The organism is Nostoc sp. 2RC, assembly GCF_014222165.1.
Taxonomy (GTDB): domain Bacteria; phylum Cyanobacteriota; class Cyanobacteriia; order Cyanobacteriales; family Nostocaceae; genus Nostoc; species Nostoc linckia.
In genome coordinates, this window is sequence record NZ_JACKZU010000005.1 from 11,716 (window position 1) to 31,480 (window position 19,765).

The 19,765-nt window shown below is 38.8% G+C and carries 12 protein-coding genes; 7 read left to right on the forward strand and 5 right to left on the reverse strand.

Annotated elements, in window-relative coordinates:
- Positions 1 to 44 precede the first annotated feature (44 nt).
- Positions 45 to 5,861 carry an ATP-binding sensor histidine kinase gene (locus GNE10_RS01410; protein WP_185563326.1) on the reverse strand — a complete coding sequence of 1,939 codons (5,817 nt, stop codon included), beginning with the start codon at positions 5,859 to 5,861 and terminating at the stop codon, positions 45 to 47.
- Positions 5,862 to 7,361: 1,500 nt separating this feature from the next.
- Between GNE10_RS01410 and GNE10_RS01415 the strand changes: the two genes are divergently transcribed.
- Positions 7,362 to 8,471 (forward strand): response regulator, encoded by a 1,110-nt coding sequence (locus GNE10_RS01415; RefSeq protein WP_185563327.1) that lies wholly within the window; start codon positions 7,362 to 7,364, stop codon positions 8,469 to 8,471.
- Between the two features lie 73 nt (positions 8,472 to 8,544).
- Positions 8,545 to 8,919, forward strand: coding sequence for a PleD family two-component system response regulator (locus GNE10_RS01420; protein WP_397324470.1), 375 nt, complete (start codon positions 8,545 to 8,547; stop codon positions 8,917 to 8,919).
- 185 nt (positions 8,920 to 9,104) lie between these two features.
- Here the strand turns inward: GNE10_RS01420 and GNE10_RS01425 are convergent, their stop codons facing one another.
- Entirely contained in the window at positions 9,105 to 9,584 is a 480-nt protein-coding gene (locus GNE10_RS01425; protein WP_099069812.1) for a YbjN domain-containing protein, read from the reverse strand.
- Between the two features lie 196 nt (positions 9,585 to 9,780).
- On the opposite strand from GNE10_RS01425, the gene GNE10_RS01430 reads away from it, so the two are divergent.
- The 4 genes from GNE10_RS01430 (at position 9,781) to GNE10_RS01445 (ending at position 12,941) form a co-directional block, all read left to right on the forward strand.
- The gene (locus GNE10_RS01430) at positions 9,781 to 10,836 is read left to right on the forward strand and encodes an aromatic ring-hydroxylating dioxygenase subunit alpha (RefSeq protein ID WP_185563329.1); all 1,056 of its coding nucleotides are present in this window, start codon (positions 9,781 to 9,783) and stop codon (positions 10,834 to 10,836) included.
- Positions 10,837 to 10,857: 21 nt separating this feature from the next.
- On the forward strand, positions 10,858 to 11,202 hold the full coding sequence (locus GNE10_RS01435) for a type II toxin-antitoxin system RelE/ParE family toxin (RefSeq protein ID WP_099069814.1): 345 nt from the start codon (positions 10,858 to 10,860) through the stop codon (positions 11,200 to 11,202).
- On the forward strand, positions 11,174 to 11,473 hold the full coding sequence (locus tag GNE10_RS01440) for a DNA-binding protein (RefSeq protein ID WP_099069815.1): 300 nt from the start codon (positions 11,174 to 11,176) through the stop codon (positions 11,471 to 11,473). The genes GNE10_RS01435 and GNE10_RS01440 overlap by 29 nt, the downstream gene beginning before the upstream one ends.
- Before the next feature lie 331 nt (positions 11,474 to 11,804).
- Positions 11,805 to 12,941, forward strand: coding sequence for a serine/threonine-protein kinase (locus GNE10_RS01445; protein ID WP_185563330.1), 1,137 nt, complete (start codon positions 11,805 to 11,807; stop codon positions 12,939 to 12,941).
- Between the two features lie 34 nt (positions 12,942 to 12,975).
- Here GNE10_RS01445 and GNE10_RS01450 read toward each other — a convergent pair whose 3' ends face one another.
- Together GNE10_RS01450 and GNE10_RS01455 are read right to left on the reverse strand one after the other, a co-directional pair.
- Entirely contained in the window at positions 12,976 to 14,388 is a 1,413-nt protein-coding gene (locus GNE10_RS01450; RefSeq protein WP_185563331.1) for a collagen-like protein, read from the reverse strand.
- A gap of 296 nt (positions 14,389 to 14,684) precedes the next feature.
- A complete protein-coding gene (locus GNE10_RS01455; protein ID WP_185563332.1) occupies positions 14,685 to 16,766 on the reverse strand; it encodes a cation:proton antiporter in 2,082 nt (693 codons plus the stop codon).
- A 604-nt stretch (positions 16,767 to 17,370) separates the two neighbouring features.
- Here GNE10_RS01455 and bchM point away from each other — a divergent pair.
- On the forward strand, positions 17,371 to 18,057 hold the full coding sequence (gene bchM / locus GNE10_RS01460) for a magnesium protoporphyrin IX methyltransferase (protein ID WP_099069819.1): 687 nt from the start codon (positions 17,371 to 17,373) through the stop codon (positions 18,055 to 18,057).
- A 55-nt stretch (positions 18,058 to 18,112) separates the two neighbouring features.
- Here the strand turns inward: bchM and GNE10_RS01465 are convergent, their stop codons facing one another.
- Positions 18,113 to 19,660 (reverse strand): AAA family ATPase, encoded by a 1,548-nt coding sequence (locus GNE10_RS01465; RefSeq protein WP_185563333.1) that lies wholly within the window; start codon positions 19,658 to 19,660, stop codon positions 18,113 to 18,115.
- Between the last annotated feature and the right edge of the window lie 105 nt (positions 19,661 to 19,765).

A 19,765-nucleotide genomic window follows, 5' to 3' on the forward strand; every position in this document is an offset into this window, starting at 1 on the left:
TAAATCCCTGTTCAAGACGCAAAGAATTTCTTTGCGTCTTTTTGCTATGACACTGGAATTTCAATAATAAATTCTGTACCTTCACCTAAAACAGAGTTGCAACTCAATTTACCTCCGTGGGTTTCTTCAACAATTTGTCGAGCGATGGCCAACCCCAATCCAGTACCTTTACCAACAGCTTTTGTAGTAAATAAATGGTCAAAAACCTTTTGTTTAACTGATTCACTCATTCCTTTACCATTGTCAGCAATGGTAATTTTAACGAGATTATTTGCCACTGAAGTGGTAATTGTAATGCAGTTGGGATTAGCTTTAATTTCTTCAAAACTGCGTCCGTTATTTGATTCTTCTAAAGCTTCGATGGCATTAGCCAAAATATTCATGAACACTTGATTTAATTGACCAGAAAAACATTCTATTTGCGGTAAATTTCCATATTCAGTAATAACTTCAATCACTGGACGGTGTTCGCTAGCTTTGAGGCGGTGTTTTAAAATTAAAATTGTGCTATCAATGCCTTGATGGATATTAAATGGCACTTTGTAATCGCGATCGGCACGAGAAAAAGTGCGGAGGCTGGTGCTGATACTTTTCAGTCTTTCGCAAGCAATTGTCATGGAATCAAGCATTTTAGGCAAGTCTTCTAGGCTATAATCCAAATCAATTTCTGACTCGTGTTCAACAATTTCATCGTTCTTATTGGGGAAACTTTCTTGATAGAGTTTTAAGTGTTCAAGAATATCAGCGAAAGTGGGTTTAGCTTGTTTAAGACTAGCGGTGATAAAACCCAAAGGATTGTTCATTTCATGAGCCACACCAGCAACTAAGTTACCCAAAGCAGACATTTTTTCACTTTGGATTATTTGTAATTGAGCTTGTTGTAATAAGAGAGATTTTTGTTCCAAAGCAAGTTCAGCAATTTTGCGATCGCTAATATCGAAAAACAATCCATCCCAAATGAATGAACCATCAGCCAGTTGTTTGGTTCGCGATTCTCCGTAAATCCACTTGACAATGCCGGATCGAGTGACTATTCGCCCTTCCCAATGCCAAGGAGCAGAGTTTTGAACGGTGTCAATATAGGCTTGTTGGTAGGAAGGCATATCATCTGGATGTACCATTTTGTCGAAAAAATAGGCATCGGCAGCGGCTTGTTCTGGGGTAATTTCGTAGAAACTGTAACAATCGGCACTGATGTAGTTTAAGGATAGGATGCCATCAGGACTCATGATAAATTGGTAAACCACTCCAGGCACATTGTCTACAAGTCTTTCAAAGCGAGAGTTACTTGCACTCAATTCGGTAAACGATCGCTCTAGCTGTTGGGCATATTCCTGAGAACGTTCATACAATCGGGCATTTTCTAGAGAAATGGCGGCTTGGGCGCAAAGTAAATTCAATAGTTCGACGCGATCGCTTGTAAACGCCCCCTTTGTTAAATTATTTTCCAGATATAAAACACCCATCAATTTCCCTTGACGCAAAATCGGGCTACACAAGATACTTTTCGGCTGTTGACGTATGATGTATGGGTCGTTGGCGAAGGTGGGATCTGCTGTTGCATCCAGCAGCACAACAGTCTGCTGGTTGTGCAAGACTTTGTAAATGAGCTTGTGGGGAATATCCTGGCTATCTTCAATGGGAATACGCTGCAAAACAACAGGCTTTAACTCTCCAGTAATCGATCCTTTGATTAACAGGCGATTGTCCAGCATCAGCATGAACACACATTTATCAGCCCCCGCATTTTCGATGACAATGGAAAGCAACGATGAAAGCAGTTTTTCTAGTTCGATTTCACCAGAAATAGCTTGAGAAGCTTTGAGAATAGCTTTTAAATCTAGGGTATCTGAGACACTACTGCTAGAAGTTGCAGAACTGTTGGATGTGACACTCCCCAAGGCAAAGACGGTTTCATTGACACAGAGGGCGGCGCGGGTTTGCTGTAATATGGCAGCCAGCAGTTGCGGGTAGCGTTTTTCTAAGTCGGCGACTTTGGCTTTTGCACCCCAGCGAGCATAACTATAGTAAGCTTCAATCAGGTATTCCTGAGCTATGCGTTGTTTGCCCCACTCCAGGTAAAACTTTGCTGCTTTTTCGTTGGCTAAGGCTTCTTCGTTGATGAAGTGATGTTCTTTAGCAAGACTTATGGCTTGGTCATAACATTCACTGGCTGCGGCTTTTTCACCCAAAACTCGATGACGTTCAGCCTCCACTAGATACCATTTATGCAAATGATTCATCGGTGCATTTTGCGCTGATTGATAAAGAGCAGTTTGATGAGTTACGGCAATAGCAAGCAGCTTGGCTTGTTCTGCATCTGGTTGGGTGGGGAAGAGTGCTAGATGAGTTAGGGCGGCAAAAAAATGGAAAATAGGAATAAAAAACATTCCCGACACTGCCATCAAATAAGACTTGCCTTGAGTGATGTAGTCCAGGGCGGCTTGATAATTGCCAAAATAGTAGGCAAGCAGCAGTTTGTAGGTGTAGACAATGGCGATCGCTGTGAAATCGTTATCCTGGTGGTGCTTTGGCAGCATTACCGTTTCATCGTAGACACTGCCCATTAAGCAATCTGGTTGGCTCACCGTTTCTCTCAAATGCTCTACCGTTTGCAACACCATATCCGAATAAATATGCGCGGATTCTTGTTTCATCTGAGCTAGAACAGCATTGTAAGCAGTTAATTCAGATGACAACGCCTCCACCTCTACACCTGCAAAAAGCCCATTACAGGCGTAAGCTGCTATGTTGTAGCCAGCGTAGAGAAAATCCCCTGTTTCTATGCCAGTGGTGTAGCCATCTTTGAGGGTCGGGAGTGTTGCCAAGAGTGCTTGTTGGTGATGTTGGATGAAAGATCCAAATAAGTTGAGAGTCACAGACTTCATGGACTGAGCATTCAACCTTTCCAGCAACAAGAGTGCTAATCTACCAAACTTGTAGCCTGTTTCGACTTCGCCCAAAAAGTCACACAATATCATGCCATGAAGCCCATATCCTGCCGTCGAGGCGGGGGCATTGCCAAACTCAAGCGACAACCTCACCATCGTTGCGCCCAACAGAGGTAGTAAACCTGGCATTCCCAGCAACATCGGTGCAAACAACACTCCTAATAGTTGCATTGCTGCTTCGGCGGTGCGATCGCTCATTTTGGGTAAATTAACTAGGGCAGATGGATTGTTGCTGCCCTCAAGGCTTGCAAGGTCTTCTAGCACTTTGGCGATTTCGGCTTCATCTACTGTACTGGGGAGATCCACCCCTAATTGACTTAGTGCATCTCTTCCCACTGCGATCGCTTCTAATATTTGGCTTGCAGCCATTTGGGCCGCCATTTGAATTTCGTAGATTTTCACTTTGTCGAAAATTGTCTGTGCTTGCTGCAATACAAAGGCGGCTTGCTGTTCCATACCCTCCAAGTCACCATTCAAATAAGCAACTTCTACAGCCGTAACATACAAATTCAGAGTCAATTCATACTGATGTTCCCAGCAGTTTGTCTGGAGTAGCTTTATCCCCGTTTGCAAATAAACTCTTGCTGCGGCGTAAGCTGTAGAATTTCTCGCTTTCACTCCAGCTTGCAAATTCAGTTTAGCTAATGCTTGGCGTTCCCTTGATTGAGTAATTAACTCAACTCCTAAATTCAAATGCCCCACAATATCGAACAGTTTTTCTTCTTGTTCTAACTCGGATAAATTTTCTCGGAGTAACTGTCCTATTTTGAAATGAGTTGCTGTTTTTTGGTCATTGGGAATCAGAGAATAAGCCGCTTGTTGGACGCGATCGTGTATAAATTTGTATGTAACAGCTTCTTGATTTTCTTGAGTAATTGCAAGACTTTCTTGCCCAATATAAAATTTATAGACATCACCAATTGGTACAATCAATCCTGATTGTAATGCTTTCCACAAAGCAGCTGCCGTCTCAATTTGGCATTGTTCGGAAATAATTGCCAAAGTTGCTAAATTAAATGAGTTACCAATACAAGCCGCTAACGTCAATACATCTTGAGTTGATGGCGGTAATTTTCGCAATTGAAGATTCATAAAATTTACCACATCATCTGTAACCACTTGCGTTGTTACTTGGGCAATATCGCATTGCCAACAACTTAATTCCACATCAAATTTAATCAGCCCATCTTGATGTAACGCTTTGAAAAACTGCGTTGCAAAAAATGGATTACCCTGAGTTTTTTGATAAATTAATGTAGAAAGATTCAATGCCAAATTTTCTGGATATTTGAGTGTATCAGCAACTAATTTATTTAATTGCAGTTGATTTAATGGTACTAAAATAATTGTATTAATTGTTGCTTGACTTTTCTCAATTTCACTCAAAGTCAGCATTAATGGATGTGCTGGCTGCACTTCGTTATCGCGGTACGCACCAATGATGAAAAGATGATCTGTATCAGCAATTAATAACTGCATTAATTTCAGTGATGCCGAATCTGCCCATTGCAAATCATCTAAAAACATGACTAAGGGATGCTCTGCACTGGTAAAGACTTTAGTAAAATTTTGAAAGAGTAAATTAAAGCGATTTTGTGCTGCTGTTCCTGATAATTCTACTGCGGGTGATTGTTCGCCAATAATTCTTGATAATTCGGGAATGACTTCAATAATAACTTGCCCATTTTCGCCAACAGCTTCTAAAATTTTATTCTTCCATTGTGCTAGTTGGACATCACTTTCAGTTAATAATTGCTCCATTAAATCCCGGAATGCTTGCACAAAGGCACTGAAGGGAATATTGCGTTGAAATTGGTCAAATTTACCTTTAATAAAATAGCCGCGTTGTCTGACAATTGGTTTATGCACTTCGTTGACAACTGCTGTTTTACCAATTCCTGAAAACCCAGCAACGAGCATCATTTCTGTTGCGCCATTACTGACTCTATCAAATGCTTCTAGTAGAGTTTGAACTTCCATGTCTCTACCATAGAGTTTATCAGGAATGATGAAGCGATCGCACACATCCCTAGTGGCAATTTCAAAGCTTTCAAGGGAAGCCGTTTCTCTTAGCTGTTGTAAACAATTCTCTAAGTCAAACTTCAATCCCAATGCACTCTGATACCTATCTTCAGCATTTTTGTCCATTAATTTGCTGATAATTTCTGAGATAACCGAAGGAATTTCTGAATTAATTTGGTGTACTAATTTCGCTGTTTTAGCAATGTGAGAATGTATCAATTCCATTGGGTCATTTGATGCAAAAGGTAACTCGCCTGTGAATAATTCGTAGAACGTTACACCTAGTGAATAAAAGTCTGTGCGATAGTCTATTCCCCGATTCATTCTCCCTGTTTGTTCTGGGGATATGTAACTAAGAGTTCCTTCTAAAATATTGGGATTGACTAGCGTTTGTGTTTCTCGTGGTAATAAAGATGCAATACTAAAGTCAATTAATTTAACTTGTTTGGTTTTGGGATTAATTAATATATTGCTGGGTTTAATGTCTTTATGAATAATTCGTTCTTGGTAGAGTATATTTAAGGTATTGCACAGAGCGATGGCAATTTCTAAAAAATCCACTAAAGATTGTCCACTTTGCCTAACTCTCCATTCTTTAAGAGAAATTCCCCCAAAATCTTCCATCACTAGCACGTAACCATTTTCATAAGCTTCGAGACTATAGGTTTGGACAATTAAAGGTGAATTGAGATTTTTAGTTATGGTGTACTGATTGCGAAACGACAAAAGTTCGCTGAAACTGGGATAAGGATTTTTCAGCAGTTTAATCACTACCGATAAACAGTCACTTTCTCGATACCCTCGATAAACTATGGTTCTGGAACCATTGTAAAGTTGTTCGCTCAAACTATATCCGGGAATACTCGCAATAACTAGATTGTTGACCATACTGTTTTTTGGTAATTTGTGAATTTATTGTTCCCAAATCAGTAATTGCGATCGCTAAATGAAAAGTTTCTTATAAATCCTGCCAGGTAAATATTCTAGCTATAGACTTTCACATCATGAAATCAGTTAACAAAGGCTTTTGCTTTCTCCCAATATCTGAATATAAATATCATTTAAACTTCGTATAATTTAATATTAGAGGTTTTCAAAAATGAGTAAACACTAAATTATTAAAAAGTATGATCTTTAAATATATGTGTAAGTTATTAATCATTAATTTTATAGATATTGTTATTATTTAAATTTAATAATTTGGCATTCTCGATATTCAATGTATAATTAAGACATTTTAAATCTGAATTTCAACGGAATCAAATAATACCAAATACAGAACTTTAATTTTTACATATAAATTAACTTTTACAAGAAGTTTTGAGGCTCTCCGGACATATTAGAAAATAAACATTTATAACAATTATCTGGAAAATCTATTAATTAATATTCATATTCTCTTTACTTATTTCTCATCAAGTTTATATATTTCTACTATTTTTTTGGAAAAATTATAGTAACCTGAATTTTAGTGAGTACATTACTTGCAATCTACCATCTAGCTAAAAATCCCTATTTTTCAGGTATGGGCGTTGCTTGCATTGCAGGATGATTTAAGAATTTGGGCGTTGCATAATCCCCGTGTCTTTGCGTCTGGAGTGTCCCGGTGTCAGCGTCGATCATCCCAGCTATGCACCACAACCCCACGACTTAGTTTTCAGTTCTTGAATGTGTCACTCAAAATCTTCCAGAGTGATTATTTATCCCCACACAACACTAGAACCCGTTTGCAGTAGTTATGAAAAAATTTTCTTGTGCTGAGTCAGTCGCCTCTGTTCACTACACACCATCATGGCGTCAATTATCAGCTCACTCATCTTTAGTTCCCATACAAAGAAATTCTACAATCACCAATTTAAGTAAGATATTGAACTGATTTACTGCTGAGTTTTAAACTATACTTTTTATCAATGAAGTTAATCTCAAGAACAAACTTCTCATAAAAGTTAGGATAAATAAGTTACTCAGGTTTTCTTTACTCAAGAATTACTTATAATTCCAGACTGTAAAATACGGATAACGATGATATTTTTGTGACTGATGGGCGAGAGCCAATGGTCTGTGTGTCGCTCTTGAGTTACTGTTAGATTGGCTAGATTAGCGAAAGATACAGAAAATCAATCTGATTTTTGAAATACTATTTCCTGACAACAGTCGGGTCAATTTTCTATTGGGCAATAGCATCGACATGGATTGATTTGTATTCGTGCATATAGCTTAGCAGAGATTGGTGAATTACGAGTTGGGGGGTGTGGAATCTCTGTACTAACTAAAATGTCACCGCTATATTTATCTCAACAGTGCTTCTAATTAATATCGCTGTGAATTCCGAAAAGGAAATTCACCGATTTCGCTTGCAAATATTAATTTTATTCCAGAGCCATCCCGATGAAGACACTTCCAATTAGTAGATACAGATTTTTCCAAAAACTCCAACCCTTATCTCTATTGAAAAAAATCACGAGTAAGTCCGTTAGTGGTTGTTTGCAAGTGTTTAGCACCTCAGGTTCCTGGTCAATATATGTAGACGGAGGTAAACTGATTTATGCGTGCTATTCAGAAAAAATGTTTGAGCCGCTTTACAGAAATTTGCAACGCTTGAGTCAGCAAATTTCTACTCTTCCACGCGGTATTCACGAACAATTGCGAGCCATATTTGAAACTGGTATTGAAAATCAAGCGATACCAAATCCAGATTATTTAGCTATTTGCTGGTTAGTCAATCAAAAATATATCAGTCCCTCTCAAGCAGCAATTTTGATTGAGCAATTAGCACTAGAAGTTTTGGATTCATTTTTGAGCTTAGAACAGGGGAGTTATGAGTTTATCCCTGAAAGCTTTTTGGATGATATGCCAAAGTTTTGCCATTTGAATCTTCGTTTACTAGTCGAACGATGTCAATCACCCAGAAGCAAAGCAGAGAATTTTTCTGTCAGGGTAGGAGGTAATAGCCAGACATCAACAGTATCCTCCGTACAACCCTCACAATTTTTGCGAAAAAATCAGCCGCAACCCCAAACAAACACTACACAAAAGTTTCCCAGACCGCACAATGGTAATCAACCAGGAACATATATTTTCAATACTACCGATAATACAAATCAGCAAGTTGTACAACCTGCAATAGAGAAAAAAGTCTACACAATCTTCTGTATTGATGATAGTCCTACTGTATTGAGTATTATTCAAAGTTATTTAGACGAACAAACCTTTTCTGTTGTCGGAGTCAGCGATTCTTTCAAAGCTTTAATGCAAATTATCCGCACAAAACCCGACATAATTTTCTTGGATATTTCCATGCCTAATTTAGATGGATATGAACTTTGTTCTTTGTTGCGGAAACACTCATATTTTAAAAATACACCTGTGATTATGCTGTCAGCTAAATCAGGATTGATAGATAGAGCTAAAGCCAGAATAGTGGGAGCGTCAGGCTATTTAACCAAGCCTTTTACTCAAGGAGATTTACTCAAAGTCATATTTAAGCATATTGTTTAAAGTTTTTCATAGATAAAATTACTAAATTTGATTAATATATCTTTCAGGAGACTAAAGCTTGAGTATTAACTGGGTGGCTACTATTCTAGTTGTAGAAGATTCTCGGCAAGAATTAGAATTAATTAGTTATTATCTCAGAAATCAAGGTTACAACGTTATTAAAGCAACTAGCGCTAAAGAAGCTCTAGAAATAGTTTTAGAAGAAAAACCTGATGCCATTGTTACTGATGTTGAAATGCCAGGGATGAGTGGATTTGAATTATGTCGCTTCCTGAAAACAAATCCCACTCATCAAAAAATACCAATTGTAATTTGTAGTAGTAAAAATCACGCAATTCACCACTTGTGGGCAAAGAAGCAAGGTGCTGATGCTTATATAACTAAGCCCTATACGCCTGAACAGCTAGTGCATGTGATTGAATCAGTAAAGGCTGTTGCTTGGCTCTAAGTACAACAAGGTAAATAATTAAAGGTTTGTAGTGTACCCCTCCTCTTAAGCAAGCTACGCGTAGCGTCTCGTAGAGAGAACTAAAGTTTTCAAAAAAGAACTAAAGTCCTGACTACGAACTGAATCTTTGATATAAAATTTGGGATTTTGAATTATTCAATAGAAAATCCCAAATTTAAAATTCTTTAAGTCGTGCCAAACTCAGATTGTAAAGCTTCGTCGTTGTTATCGGCGATGGTTGCCACAATGGTGATTAACCGAGAGACTTCCCCTGGAGACAACTCTGCTAAGGTGCGTGTGGATATTACAACCACCCGATTTTCAATAATACCGAAACGTGCTTCAAAAGTGCTAGAGCAGTTTAACTCCAAAAGATGTCGCATTAATTTCGGTTCTTCTTTGGCAGGTAGATCTAACACCGCAGACCAAACCGTTATGGTGTCTTCATCGCTTGTTCCACTGAGTTGGACAAATACTTCCACACTCCCGTACTTAAATTTCCACAGATGACCGCCCTCTGGCGTGTGGTTAACCATTGCACTGTCATCTTGTTCTAGGCTGTCGATGACATTTTCAATTACTTCTAGATGGTTGAGACCCGTTGTCTCGGCGATTAACTCGTTGATAGCTTCGTCACTTGTTTGGGTTTCTTGGTAGCTTGTCATACAGATTTTTTTCTCAATATACTCGCTGTTTCATCTACACATAATTTATAGCTTGTTGTCACGGTTAGTTTGAGCTTCCTGAGGTGATAGTCTTGTCATCAGTCATACCAAAACTGGTACTTGGAAATAAATACAGTCAAAAATATTACTTCAAGTTAATTAATCAAGTCTAACGCCGAAAAGGATGTGCAAACCTATGACCTCTGTTTTTGAAACTAAGCAAAATAATGATGTCCGTCAGTTGGCTATTAACCCAAATCATTGGTATGTAGTTGCACGTAGTGATGAGGTAATAAATAAGCCTGTAAATGTGATACTTTGGAAGCAGGCGATCGCACTTTACCGCGATACTCAAGGACAAGTCCACGCCTTAGAAGACCGTTGTCCCCACCGCCAAGTCAAACTCAGTCACGGACAAGTCGTTGGCAATGAATTGGAATGTGCATATCATGGCTGGCGCTTTAACTCAGCAGGTGAATGTGCAGCAGTTCCTTATTTAGCAGCTAATCAAAAACTCCCAAATTGCATAATTCGCCGTTACCCAGTTAAAGAACAAGACGGTTTTATCTGGCTATTTCCTGGAGATGTAGAGACGTTGCATGAAACGTCTCTACAGCCGATGGGTTTACCAGAATGGGAACATTTGAATTATATTGCCACAGTTTCAGTGATTAATTGTCAAGCTCATTATTCTTATTTAATTGAAAACTTGATGGATATGTATCACGGGCATTTACATCAAGATTTACAAGCTTGGGCTGAAGCAAATTTGCAAGATATTGACGAAGATATGAATCGTGTAGATGCCCATTATACAGCACAAAGTTATTATAAAATAGACAAAATTTGGTCAATATCCCAATTATTTTTTCCGGCTTTGCGGAAATTACATCCCGAACCATTGGATGTGAGTTATGTTTATCCGCACTGGGTTTCTACATTAGGCAAAGATTTTAAAATTTATTGTTTATTGTGTCCAGTGAATGAGACGCAGACCAAAGCTTATTTAATTCATTTCACATCATTAAATGCCTTTTGGCGATTGCATAAATTACCCGTGTGGTTTCGCCGCTTTGTAAAAGATAGTTTGTTTGGTGCAGCGCAGAAATTACTTGATGGTTTGGTAATTCAAGATGTGCAGATGATTGAAGAGGAACAGCAAGCCTATTTGCAGAATTCCCAAAGGCGGAATTATGAATTGAATCGGGCATTGGTGAGCGTGCAAAAGTTGATGAAAAGTCAAGTTAAGTAAATAACTGATTGCGATCGCATCATGGAAGTACAACCAAGGGAGATTAGGCGTTACATTACAACTGATGGTAAAATTCCTTTCGGAGAGTGGCTTGATTCGCTGCGAGATAGGAGAGCCAAAGCTAAAATTAAAGAGAGGTTAAAACGTGTCAGTCTTGGCAATTTGGGAAATTGTAAATCAGTTGGAGAGGGTGTTTTTGAACTCAAGATTGATTATGGCCCTGGCTACAGAGTGTATTTTGGACAGATAGGGACAACGATTGTGCTTCTGCTGTTGGGTGGAGATAAAAGCACCCAAGAACAAGATATTTGCAAAGCTCAGGAGTATTGGGCAAACTATGAAAAGAGTGAAAACGCCGACCAGTGATAGCTATCAAGAATATTTGATTGAATCTCTCAAAGACCCCGAAGAGGCAGCAGCTTACATTGAGGCAATATTAGAAGCAGAAGAGCCTGAAGCTGAACTCTTAACCTCTGCTTTAAAAGATGTTATTGATGCACGGCTGAAAATGAACAGTCTGTCAGAACAAGCAAAAAAGAAGTGGGAACAACTTTCAGAAAGTAATGGTGCTGAAATTTACAACTTGGTGGCGCTACTGGATGCCCTTGGATTTAGATTAGCAGTTACTCTCAAGTAAGTTTTTTTGTTAGTGTATTTGCGTAGGTACTGAAACTATACTTAGTTGGGTATTTAGAGGCAAAATAGTTAGTAATATGCCCAAATCCTCATTATGAGTTATTGCCTCAATCCCATCTGTCATTAACCACACCTGCTAAATCGTTGATCGTTGACTGTTGACGGTTCACAGTTAACAGTCAACGCTTTAATAGTGACAATTTATCTCATTATCAGCGGATTCAAGCATTAGGCTACAACTTGAAGCTGGATAATTGGTTAATATAAATGCCCTTTTCTTGAGGACAGTGGAAAATAAAGATAAGTAAGAACGATGCTGGGCGCTATCATCCATGAGTTATTGCCTTAATCCCCGTTGTCCGAAGCCTGAAAATTCTGGTAATGTCAATTTTTGTTTGACTTGCGGTTCTAAGTTGCTTCTCAAAGAACGATACCGTGCTATTAAACCAATAGGTCAAGGTGGTTTTGGCAGAACTTTTTTAGCTGTGGATGAAGATAAACCATCAAAGCCGCGCTGTGTAATTAAGCAATTTTATCCGCAAGCCCAAGGTACCAATACTGTGCAAAAAGCGGTGGAGTTGTTTAACCAAGAAGCGGTACAGTTAGATGAATTGGGCAAACATCCGCAAATTCCAGAATTATTAGCATATTTTACTCAAGAAGACCGCCAATATCTCGTACAAGAATTTATTGATGGGCAAAATTTAGCCCAGGAACTCGCACATAAAGGTGCTTTTAGTGAAGCACAAATCTGGCAATTACTCAATGATTTATTACCAGTATTGAAATTTTGTCATGTTAGACAAGTGATTCACCGCGATATTAAGCCAGAAAATATTATTTTACGTAGCAGCGATGGCAAATTAGTTTTGGTAGATTTTGGTGCTTCTAAATCTGCTACTGGCACTGCCTTAAATCGAACAGGTACTAGTATTGGTAGTCCGGAATATGTCGCCCCAGAACAAATGCGAGGTAGGGCTGTTTTTGCCAGCGATATTTATAGTTTGGGTGCGACTTGTATTAACTTATTAACCAGGCGATCGCCTTTCGATTCCTATGATACAAATAATGATACTTGGATTTGGCAGAAATATTTAAAAATTCCTGTTAGCAATGCATTAAATCGCATTTTGAACAAGATGCTAGAAAGTGTCCCAATGCGCCGTTATCAAACAATAGATGAAGTTGTAAAAGACTTAAATCAATACTCAAAAGCAGCTACACCAGCGAACACGGCAAAGCCTATTCCTCAACCTCCTGCTAATTCTACACCTCCTGTAGTTAGCCAATCTCCTAGTCAAATCGATTTAGAATTAGAGGAAATGAAAACACAATTTATCGCTGGTGGTAAAGCTAAACAAAATAAAATAGAACCTGCCAATTCAAATCCTCAGCCTTCTAATAAAAGTCAAATAGACCGAGAATTAGAAGAATTAAAAGCTAAATATCTGGGCAATAACAATCCGTAGGATTAGGGATTGGGTGGTGATTAGTCAACAATTACTAAACACTTCTTCTAGGCTTACGGACTACACCTTGCCAGCGAATCATTTGTTTAGCAGAACGTTGTCCTAAAGAACGAGTGGCTATTACTTCAATTTCAACATTTACACCAGGACGTAAAGCGTCGTTAGGAATTTTCAGCTTACCCAAAGCGAGAGTAAAGCGGTTGTAGTCACGAGTCACAAGTTCATCGGGAATATCTCCTTCGTATTCGGTTCTGTAGTCAGAAAAACCATAGGAGCTATCTTTGGCGCGGAATTTAACACGAAACTGAGTATTAATAGCATTAGATTTTGCTGCTAAATCAACTATTTTTAAATTTAGGTTTTGTCCTGCATCGGCGAATTCGGCTACAGCTAACCGTGTGACATCTTTTTTAGCAATGGCATAGTTAACAGTGAAAGTTGTCAAGTTAGCTTCACTTTTGCTACTACCATCAATCCATAAATCTTCAGAAAAATTAACCTCTACTTGTTTGCTATCAGTTAAATTTGCTGTTACCAATTCATTGGCAAAGCTAGTGATTGGTTGTGTTTCTTGCCAAATTATTTGAAAAGCTTCTTCTAAACGCGCTTCAAACTCTCGATAATTATCGGCGATCGCTGAACCAGGCGCAAGGAGAGAAAGGGAACCTGGGCGAAGGTTCCATTTGTTTTTCGAGAGTTTAAATGGTTTATTTGTTAGTTCTGAAATTGCTAATTTCACCGTGGGGTTATCATCAGCCAAGGGTTCTTTGCTGTTGACAATACTCAAAGTTCCTAAGCTTCCGTTCCTACCATCTCTACCATCGCTACCATCTCGCCCATCACTACCATCAGTGCAACGATAAACCTTGTTAGTACACTTGTAGTTGGGAGTACCGGGAGTTCCTTCACAAGTTTGCACTTCCCATTTCCGTCGGCGACATTTACAACCCGCCGTACCATTTCCACCTCTACCGCCGCGTCCACCTTCGCCGCCAGTGGCCCGGACAAAAATGTTTCGCAAGTCTGCCACATTTGTGTAGTAAACCGTTATCGAACCACCATTACCCCCATTTCCTCCTTTACCACCATCACCACCACTACCACCATCAGGTGCATTGATATCGTGGCTGACATTATCTGGTTGGTTTCTACAGTTAGGTCTATAACCCGGTTCTCCATCTTCCCCATCTTCACCATCTGTCCCAGACAGTTCAAGATTTACAGGTGAACCATTGACAAAAAGACTTTGATTTTGACCGCTAGAACCATCTCTACCCGAACGCCCACTGCTTCCCGTGCGTCCATCTGTGCCATAATTTCTAGCTAGTTTATAGTTTTTGTCAGAGCCAAAAGCTGGACATAAAAGTGAATCAGAAGCAGGCAAAAAGTTAGTAAATAAGCACAATGTAAAAAGAAGTGGCAGCTTACTTGTCAAACCTTTGTGCATCTGGTTACACCTAAAACCTCACTGGAATTAAGTGTATCTTATTTTTTTAAAGGGAACAGGGAACAGGCAACAGGCAACAGCCAAGATAACTTCGGAGAAAGCAGAGAGATTTTAATCATAAATGATTACCCGGACATGATATTTAGGAGTAGGCGGAATAAAGGGAAGAATAACTCCCAATTCCTAACTCCCAACTCCTAACTCCCAATTCCTAACTCCTAACTCCTAACTCCTAACTCCCAACTCCTAACTCCCAACTCCCAACTCCTAACTCCCAACTCCCAACTCCCAACTCATTACGAATTAGGTTCCCCAACCAAAACAATTGAACACTTCAATTCTCGAATCATCTGGGTTGTGACTTGGCTAACGGCTAGTCCACCGGCTGTGCGATAACGCACGGAACGTAAAACAACTAAATCAAATGCTTGGGCTTGGCGAATTACTGTTTTAGCGACATCATCACCTTTGATGGTGACAATGTTGGTTTTTACTTGTAGCTGGCTTTTAGAGGCGATATCAGATAATTGAGAGACAAATTTTTCTACTAAATTTGGGCGGGTGTTGCGATCGCAAACATGCAACAATACTACTTCTGCTTGATTTACATCAGCTAAAATCTGGGCAAACCTTAAAGCACCTATGGTTTGGTGAGTTAAATCTCCCACTGGTACGAGAATTTTTTGGATTGTCTTAGGACTGCTCAAAAGGCGTGTGACTGCAACCGGACAATGAGAAGACCAAAACACGCTATCAATTACATTACCAAATAAGCGGGCACGTAAACCTGTTGTTCGCGACCAACCCATCACCACTAAATTGGCGTTTTGTTCTCGACTAGTGCGGCTTATTGCTAAAGCTATATCATCGTCAATTCGATTTGTTAGTGATACTTCCACATCAAATTCTTGACTGATTTCTCTAGCTAACTTCAATCTTTGGTGACTTTGTTCGAGTCCTGTTACTAACTGTGGATTGTCCATTTGGATATGCGCTTTAGTAACAGCTAATGGCACAATTCTTCCAGATTCATGACTAGCTAATAATGCTGCCATTTCTATCAAATAGCGCTGGGTTTGAGGGTTGTATATTGGTACTACAACAGTGAATGAATCTTGTTTTTTTTCTGCTAATTCTTCTTCATTACCTCCCCACCAAGTCGTGAGACTATCTGTTTGAAAATCTGTCTCTTGCAACTGTAAAGAAGAAGCAAATCTCGCTGTGATTACCGGGCCTAATATTGCAGTCACCAGCATCAAGACAATGACGCTGTTTAACACACCTTCATTAATTAGCCGTTCGCCCGCAGAATTCATACTTTGATAAGCTACCAAAGTTGCTGCTAGTGTAGCTGCTACCTGTGGCAGTGACAATGACCACATTGTTAGCATTTCGGCCGTATTATAGCGGTACAACAGTTTGGCTAAAAATGCTGCGATAAATTTGCTACCAATTAAGGCTGCTACAATGGCCACAGTCAACCAAATTGAACTAAGAGTTTTCAAAAATGCCGGAATATTAATTAATAATCCCATGTCCACGAAGAAACAAGGGATAAACAAAACACTGCCGATAAATTCAATTTTCTCTTTGACTGGGCTACGTCCTAGAACATCATTGACAGCTAAACCTGCTAAAAAAGCACCAACAATTTTTTCAACTCCAATAATCTGCGCTCCCACAGATGCCAAAAATAATGCTAGTAATATAAACAAAAATTGATTGCTTTGTTCGTCTCCCGAACGACGAAAAAATTCTTTTCCTGCCCAATCAAAGCCAAATAGAACAATGAGAGAGTAAATTGCTAACCCACCTAACAAAATTGCTAAACTCAAGGCGGAGAATTCTCCTCCATGAATTCCTACACAAATTGCTAATACTAGCAAAGCTCCTGTATCAGTAAAAATTGTGGCACCAATTGTCACAGTTACAGCTTCATTTGTAACGACACCAAGACGACTGACAATTGGATATGCTAATAAAGTATGTGACGCCAGTAAAGAACCAATTAATACTGAAGAATTCAAACTAAAATTAAATAAACGTCCGACAAGAATTCCAGCAATTAATGGAACTAAAAATGTAAGCGCACCAAACCCCATTGAGCGATTTTTAGTTTTCTTGAACTGCTGTAAGTCAATTTCTAAACCTGCTACGAACATCAAATAAAGTTTACCGATATCGGAAAGCAATTTAATAGTTTCAGATTCGGAATTTAACAACTTTAGCCCGTTTTCTCCTAGTATTATCCCTGCCAGTAATAATCCCACTAAGCCAGGGAGTCGCAGACGTTCAAATATAGGGGGTATAGTAAAGATTACTATTAGGAGAATAGTAAATGCAATGATAGGACTGTTTATTAGGGAGCTTTCTGGCATTTGTAATAAATAAACCTAGCTTGTAAGTGTACTATTTAGATACAAAAATTCATGGAAAATTTTCGTAGAGTTAGGGTTTATCGAATCCTGGCAATTAAATCTTTAACAGCATAAATGTTCGATAGCAATCCTAATTCTATCTTAAGAATGGTTTATTTATATCCACAGACAGAAATATATATAGATTGGAAAATTGCGAACACGCTCAATATTTTTATAACCATAAATCATAATCATCAATCTATCAACGGTGATATTTTAGTAAAATGTAAGTTTTTATAGAAAATAATTGCAAATCTTAGCTTCTGGGTAAGCCTAATTTATAAATAATCCCAATAATTACTAAAGTTGCAATATCAAATTTAGTAATTTAGCGCCAGATAAACTAATACAATGACTTTGAGAATGTTGTAATATCAAGCTAGGTTAATTACTTAAAATTGAGAATTCAAAACTTCCCACCTCGCTACCTTGGTGCGTTTCCAGTTTCTATAAGAATATTTGCTCATAGCCTAGCCAGATCTAGAAAAATCTGGAAAAGCGCTCCTATGTGTTCCTATCAATGATAATTTTAAGCATTGGGAACCCCTAAAAATCAGAGTTTATGAACGCAGCCGACGATAAAACAATTGTTCGCGAGTATTTCAATTCCACAGGGTTTGACCGTTGGAGGCGGATTTACGGCGATGGTGAAGTCAACAAAGTCCAGCTGGACATCCGCAATGGACACCAGCAAACAGTAGATACAGTTATCGACTGGCTAAAAGCTGATAACAATTTACCAGAACTATCAATCTGCGATGCTGGCTGTGGTGTAGGTAGTCTCAGCATTCCCCTGGCGGTAGATGGAGCCAAGGTCTATGCGAGCGATATTTCTGAAAAAATGGTGGAAGAAGGCAAAGATAGAGCGAAGCAAACCTTGGGAAACAGTGAAAATCCTACTTTTGCAGTGCAGGATTTGGAATCCTTGAGTGGTAGTTACCATACTGTTATTTGCTTGGATGTCCTCATTCACTACCCCCAAGAAAAAGCAGATGAAATGATTTCTCACCTCTGTTCTTTAGCACAGTCGCGGATAATTCTCAGTTTTGCGCCTAAAACCTGCGCCTTGACTATACTCAAGAAAATTGGTAGTTTCTTTCCTGGGCCGAGTAAAGCCACTCGTGCATATTTGCATCGTGAGGCTGACGTGGTGAGAATTTTGGAAAATAATGGATTTTCAGTGCAACGTCAAGCGATGACTAAAACTCGCTTTTATTTTTCTCGCCTACTGGAAGCTACCCGTCAGTAATACCGAACTGTGTTTAGTAGGGTGCGTTAGGCTGAAGCCATAACGCACCGCCATATTAACTATTGGTGGGAGATGTTGAATTTGGTAGGAAGTTTTGCTTTTGATTTTTGCTGTCACTGCCATTGGGAGCATAGATAAATATCATAAAGGAAGTGATGGCGATCGCACTTAATCCCAAGAAAATCATCCCAGCAATTAACCAAATTTCTCCCTTAGTCCGATGAATTGTGACTTCAGAAGGTTTAACAGAAGGTAAACTCTGTTTAATATTTGCAGATTTGTCACTCCCAGTATGGCTTTTAGGAATGGTAATTTGCTTGGGATTTTTGGTGATTTGAGGTAATTGATTCGCCGTTTCGTAGGTGTCTTTAATTTCTTGCTTATCTAATTTTTCTAATTCCCTAATTTCGTGCCATAACGGGTGACGTTGTATTAACCAACGCTGGACTAATTCGATTTTTACTTTATTGCCTTCCTCGTTTAAAAAGCCTTTTGATGTTAATTCTTTAGTTAATTTTTCTAGCGAATCTCTGGACAAGACATTGTCATACTTTGCAAGTAGCTTCAATGGGTCTTTTTCTAACTCGCGATCGCTTTTTTCCAAAACTATTTTTTGCGCCTCAGCCACCGCCGAAAAAACTACCTTCTCCAGCGCAGACAAAGCCTCCCAGTACCAGGCAAACCCAGCTTCTGCAAGCTCAACTGCCTTATCTATAATATTTTGTACATCTTCTCGTTCAACTTCCCATTTTTGCAGTTCCCTAGCTCTACTGAAAACCGCAAAACACAGAATTTGAATGAAATAAGGATGTCCTGCTGATAATTCAGTAATCGCTTCAATCGCTTCTGGTTCGTAACTCAAAGAACCTGCAACAGGTCGGATAATTAGCTGTTTTATACTTTCGTTATCTAAGAAACCAACTTCTTCAATGGGTACTTCAGGAAATATTTGCAGCAAATTTGATACATCTGCTGGTTTTCTCCCAGCAAATATTATCGCAAATAATCTGGGATTTTTATAGACAACATTTTTTAATTGCTTGAATAATGATTCAAGTTCTACACCGATATGTTTATTGTTTAAAGCATCAAATTCGTCTAAAAGTAATATTAAATTTTTATCTTTTAGATACTCATAAATTTGAGGTAGAAATTTATTACAAAAAATATGCTTTTCTTCTTCTATTTCTTGAGCTTTTGGTATCGCTACTTGTTCTTGAGGTATTTCTAATTGTTCGACAATAGCTTCTGCTAAATTCTCTAACAGATTGTCGAGTTTTTCTTGGCTATGATATTCTAAATCAAAGCTCACAAAAACAGAGTTATCTACTTTGACCAGTTGAGGAATATTTTGAAGTAGAGATGACTTGCCTATACGCCGCTGACCGTGCAATAATATTACTTTCTGACCTTGTCTCAGATTTTCTTCAATAAACCCTAATTGCTTCTGCCGTCCAAAAAATATTGCCGATTCACTGATGGGACGACCGATAACGTAGGGGTTTCTCTGAGATTTTAGTTGTATCATAATAATATCTGCGATGGGTCTAATGAGTAGCCTGTGATTTTTTGTAGTCGGTATGGCCACAAGCCGTTGCAGCACAACAAATTCTCGAAGGAGAAGCTTTCTTTTCGCTTTTACCCACAAACTTCATTATAACATGACTCGCTGTGGCTGACTAATGCACATGCATCTTGTTATGTTGCC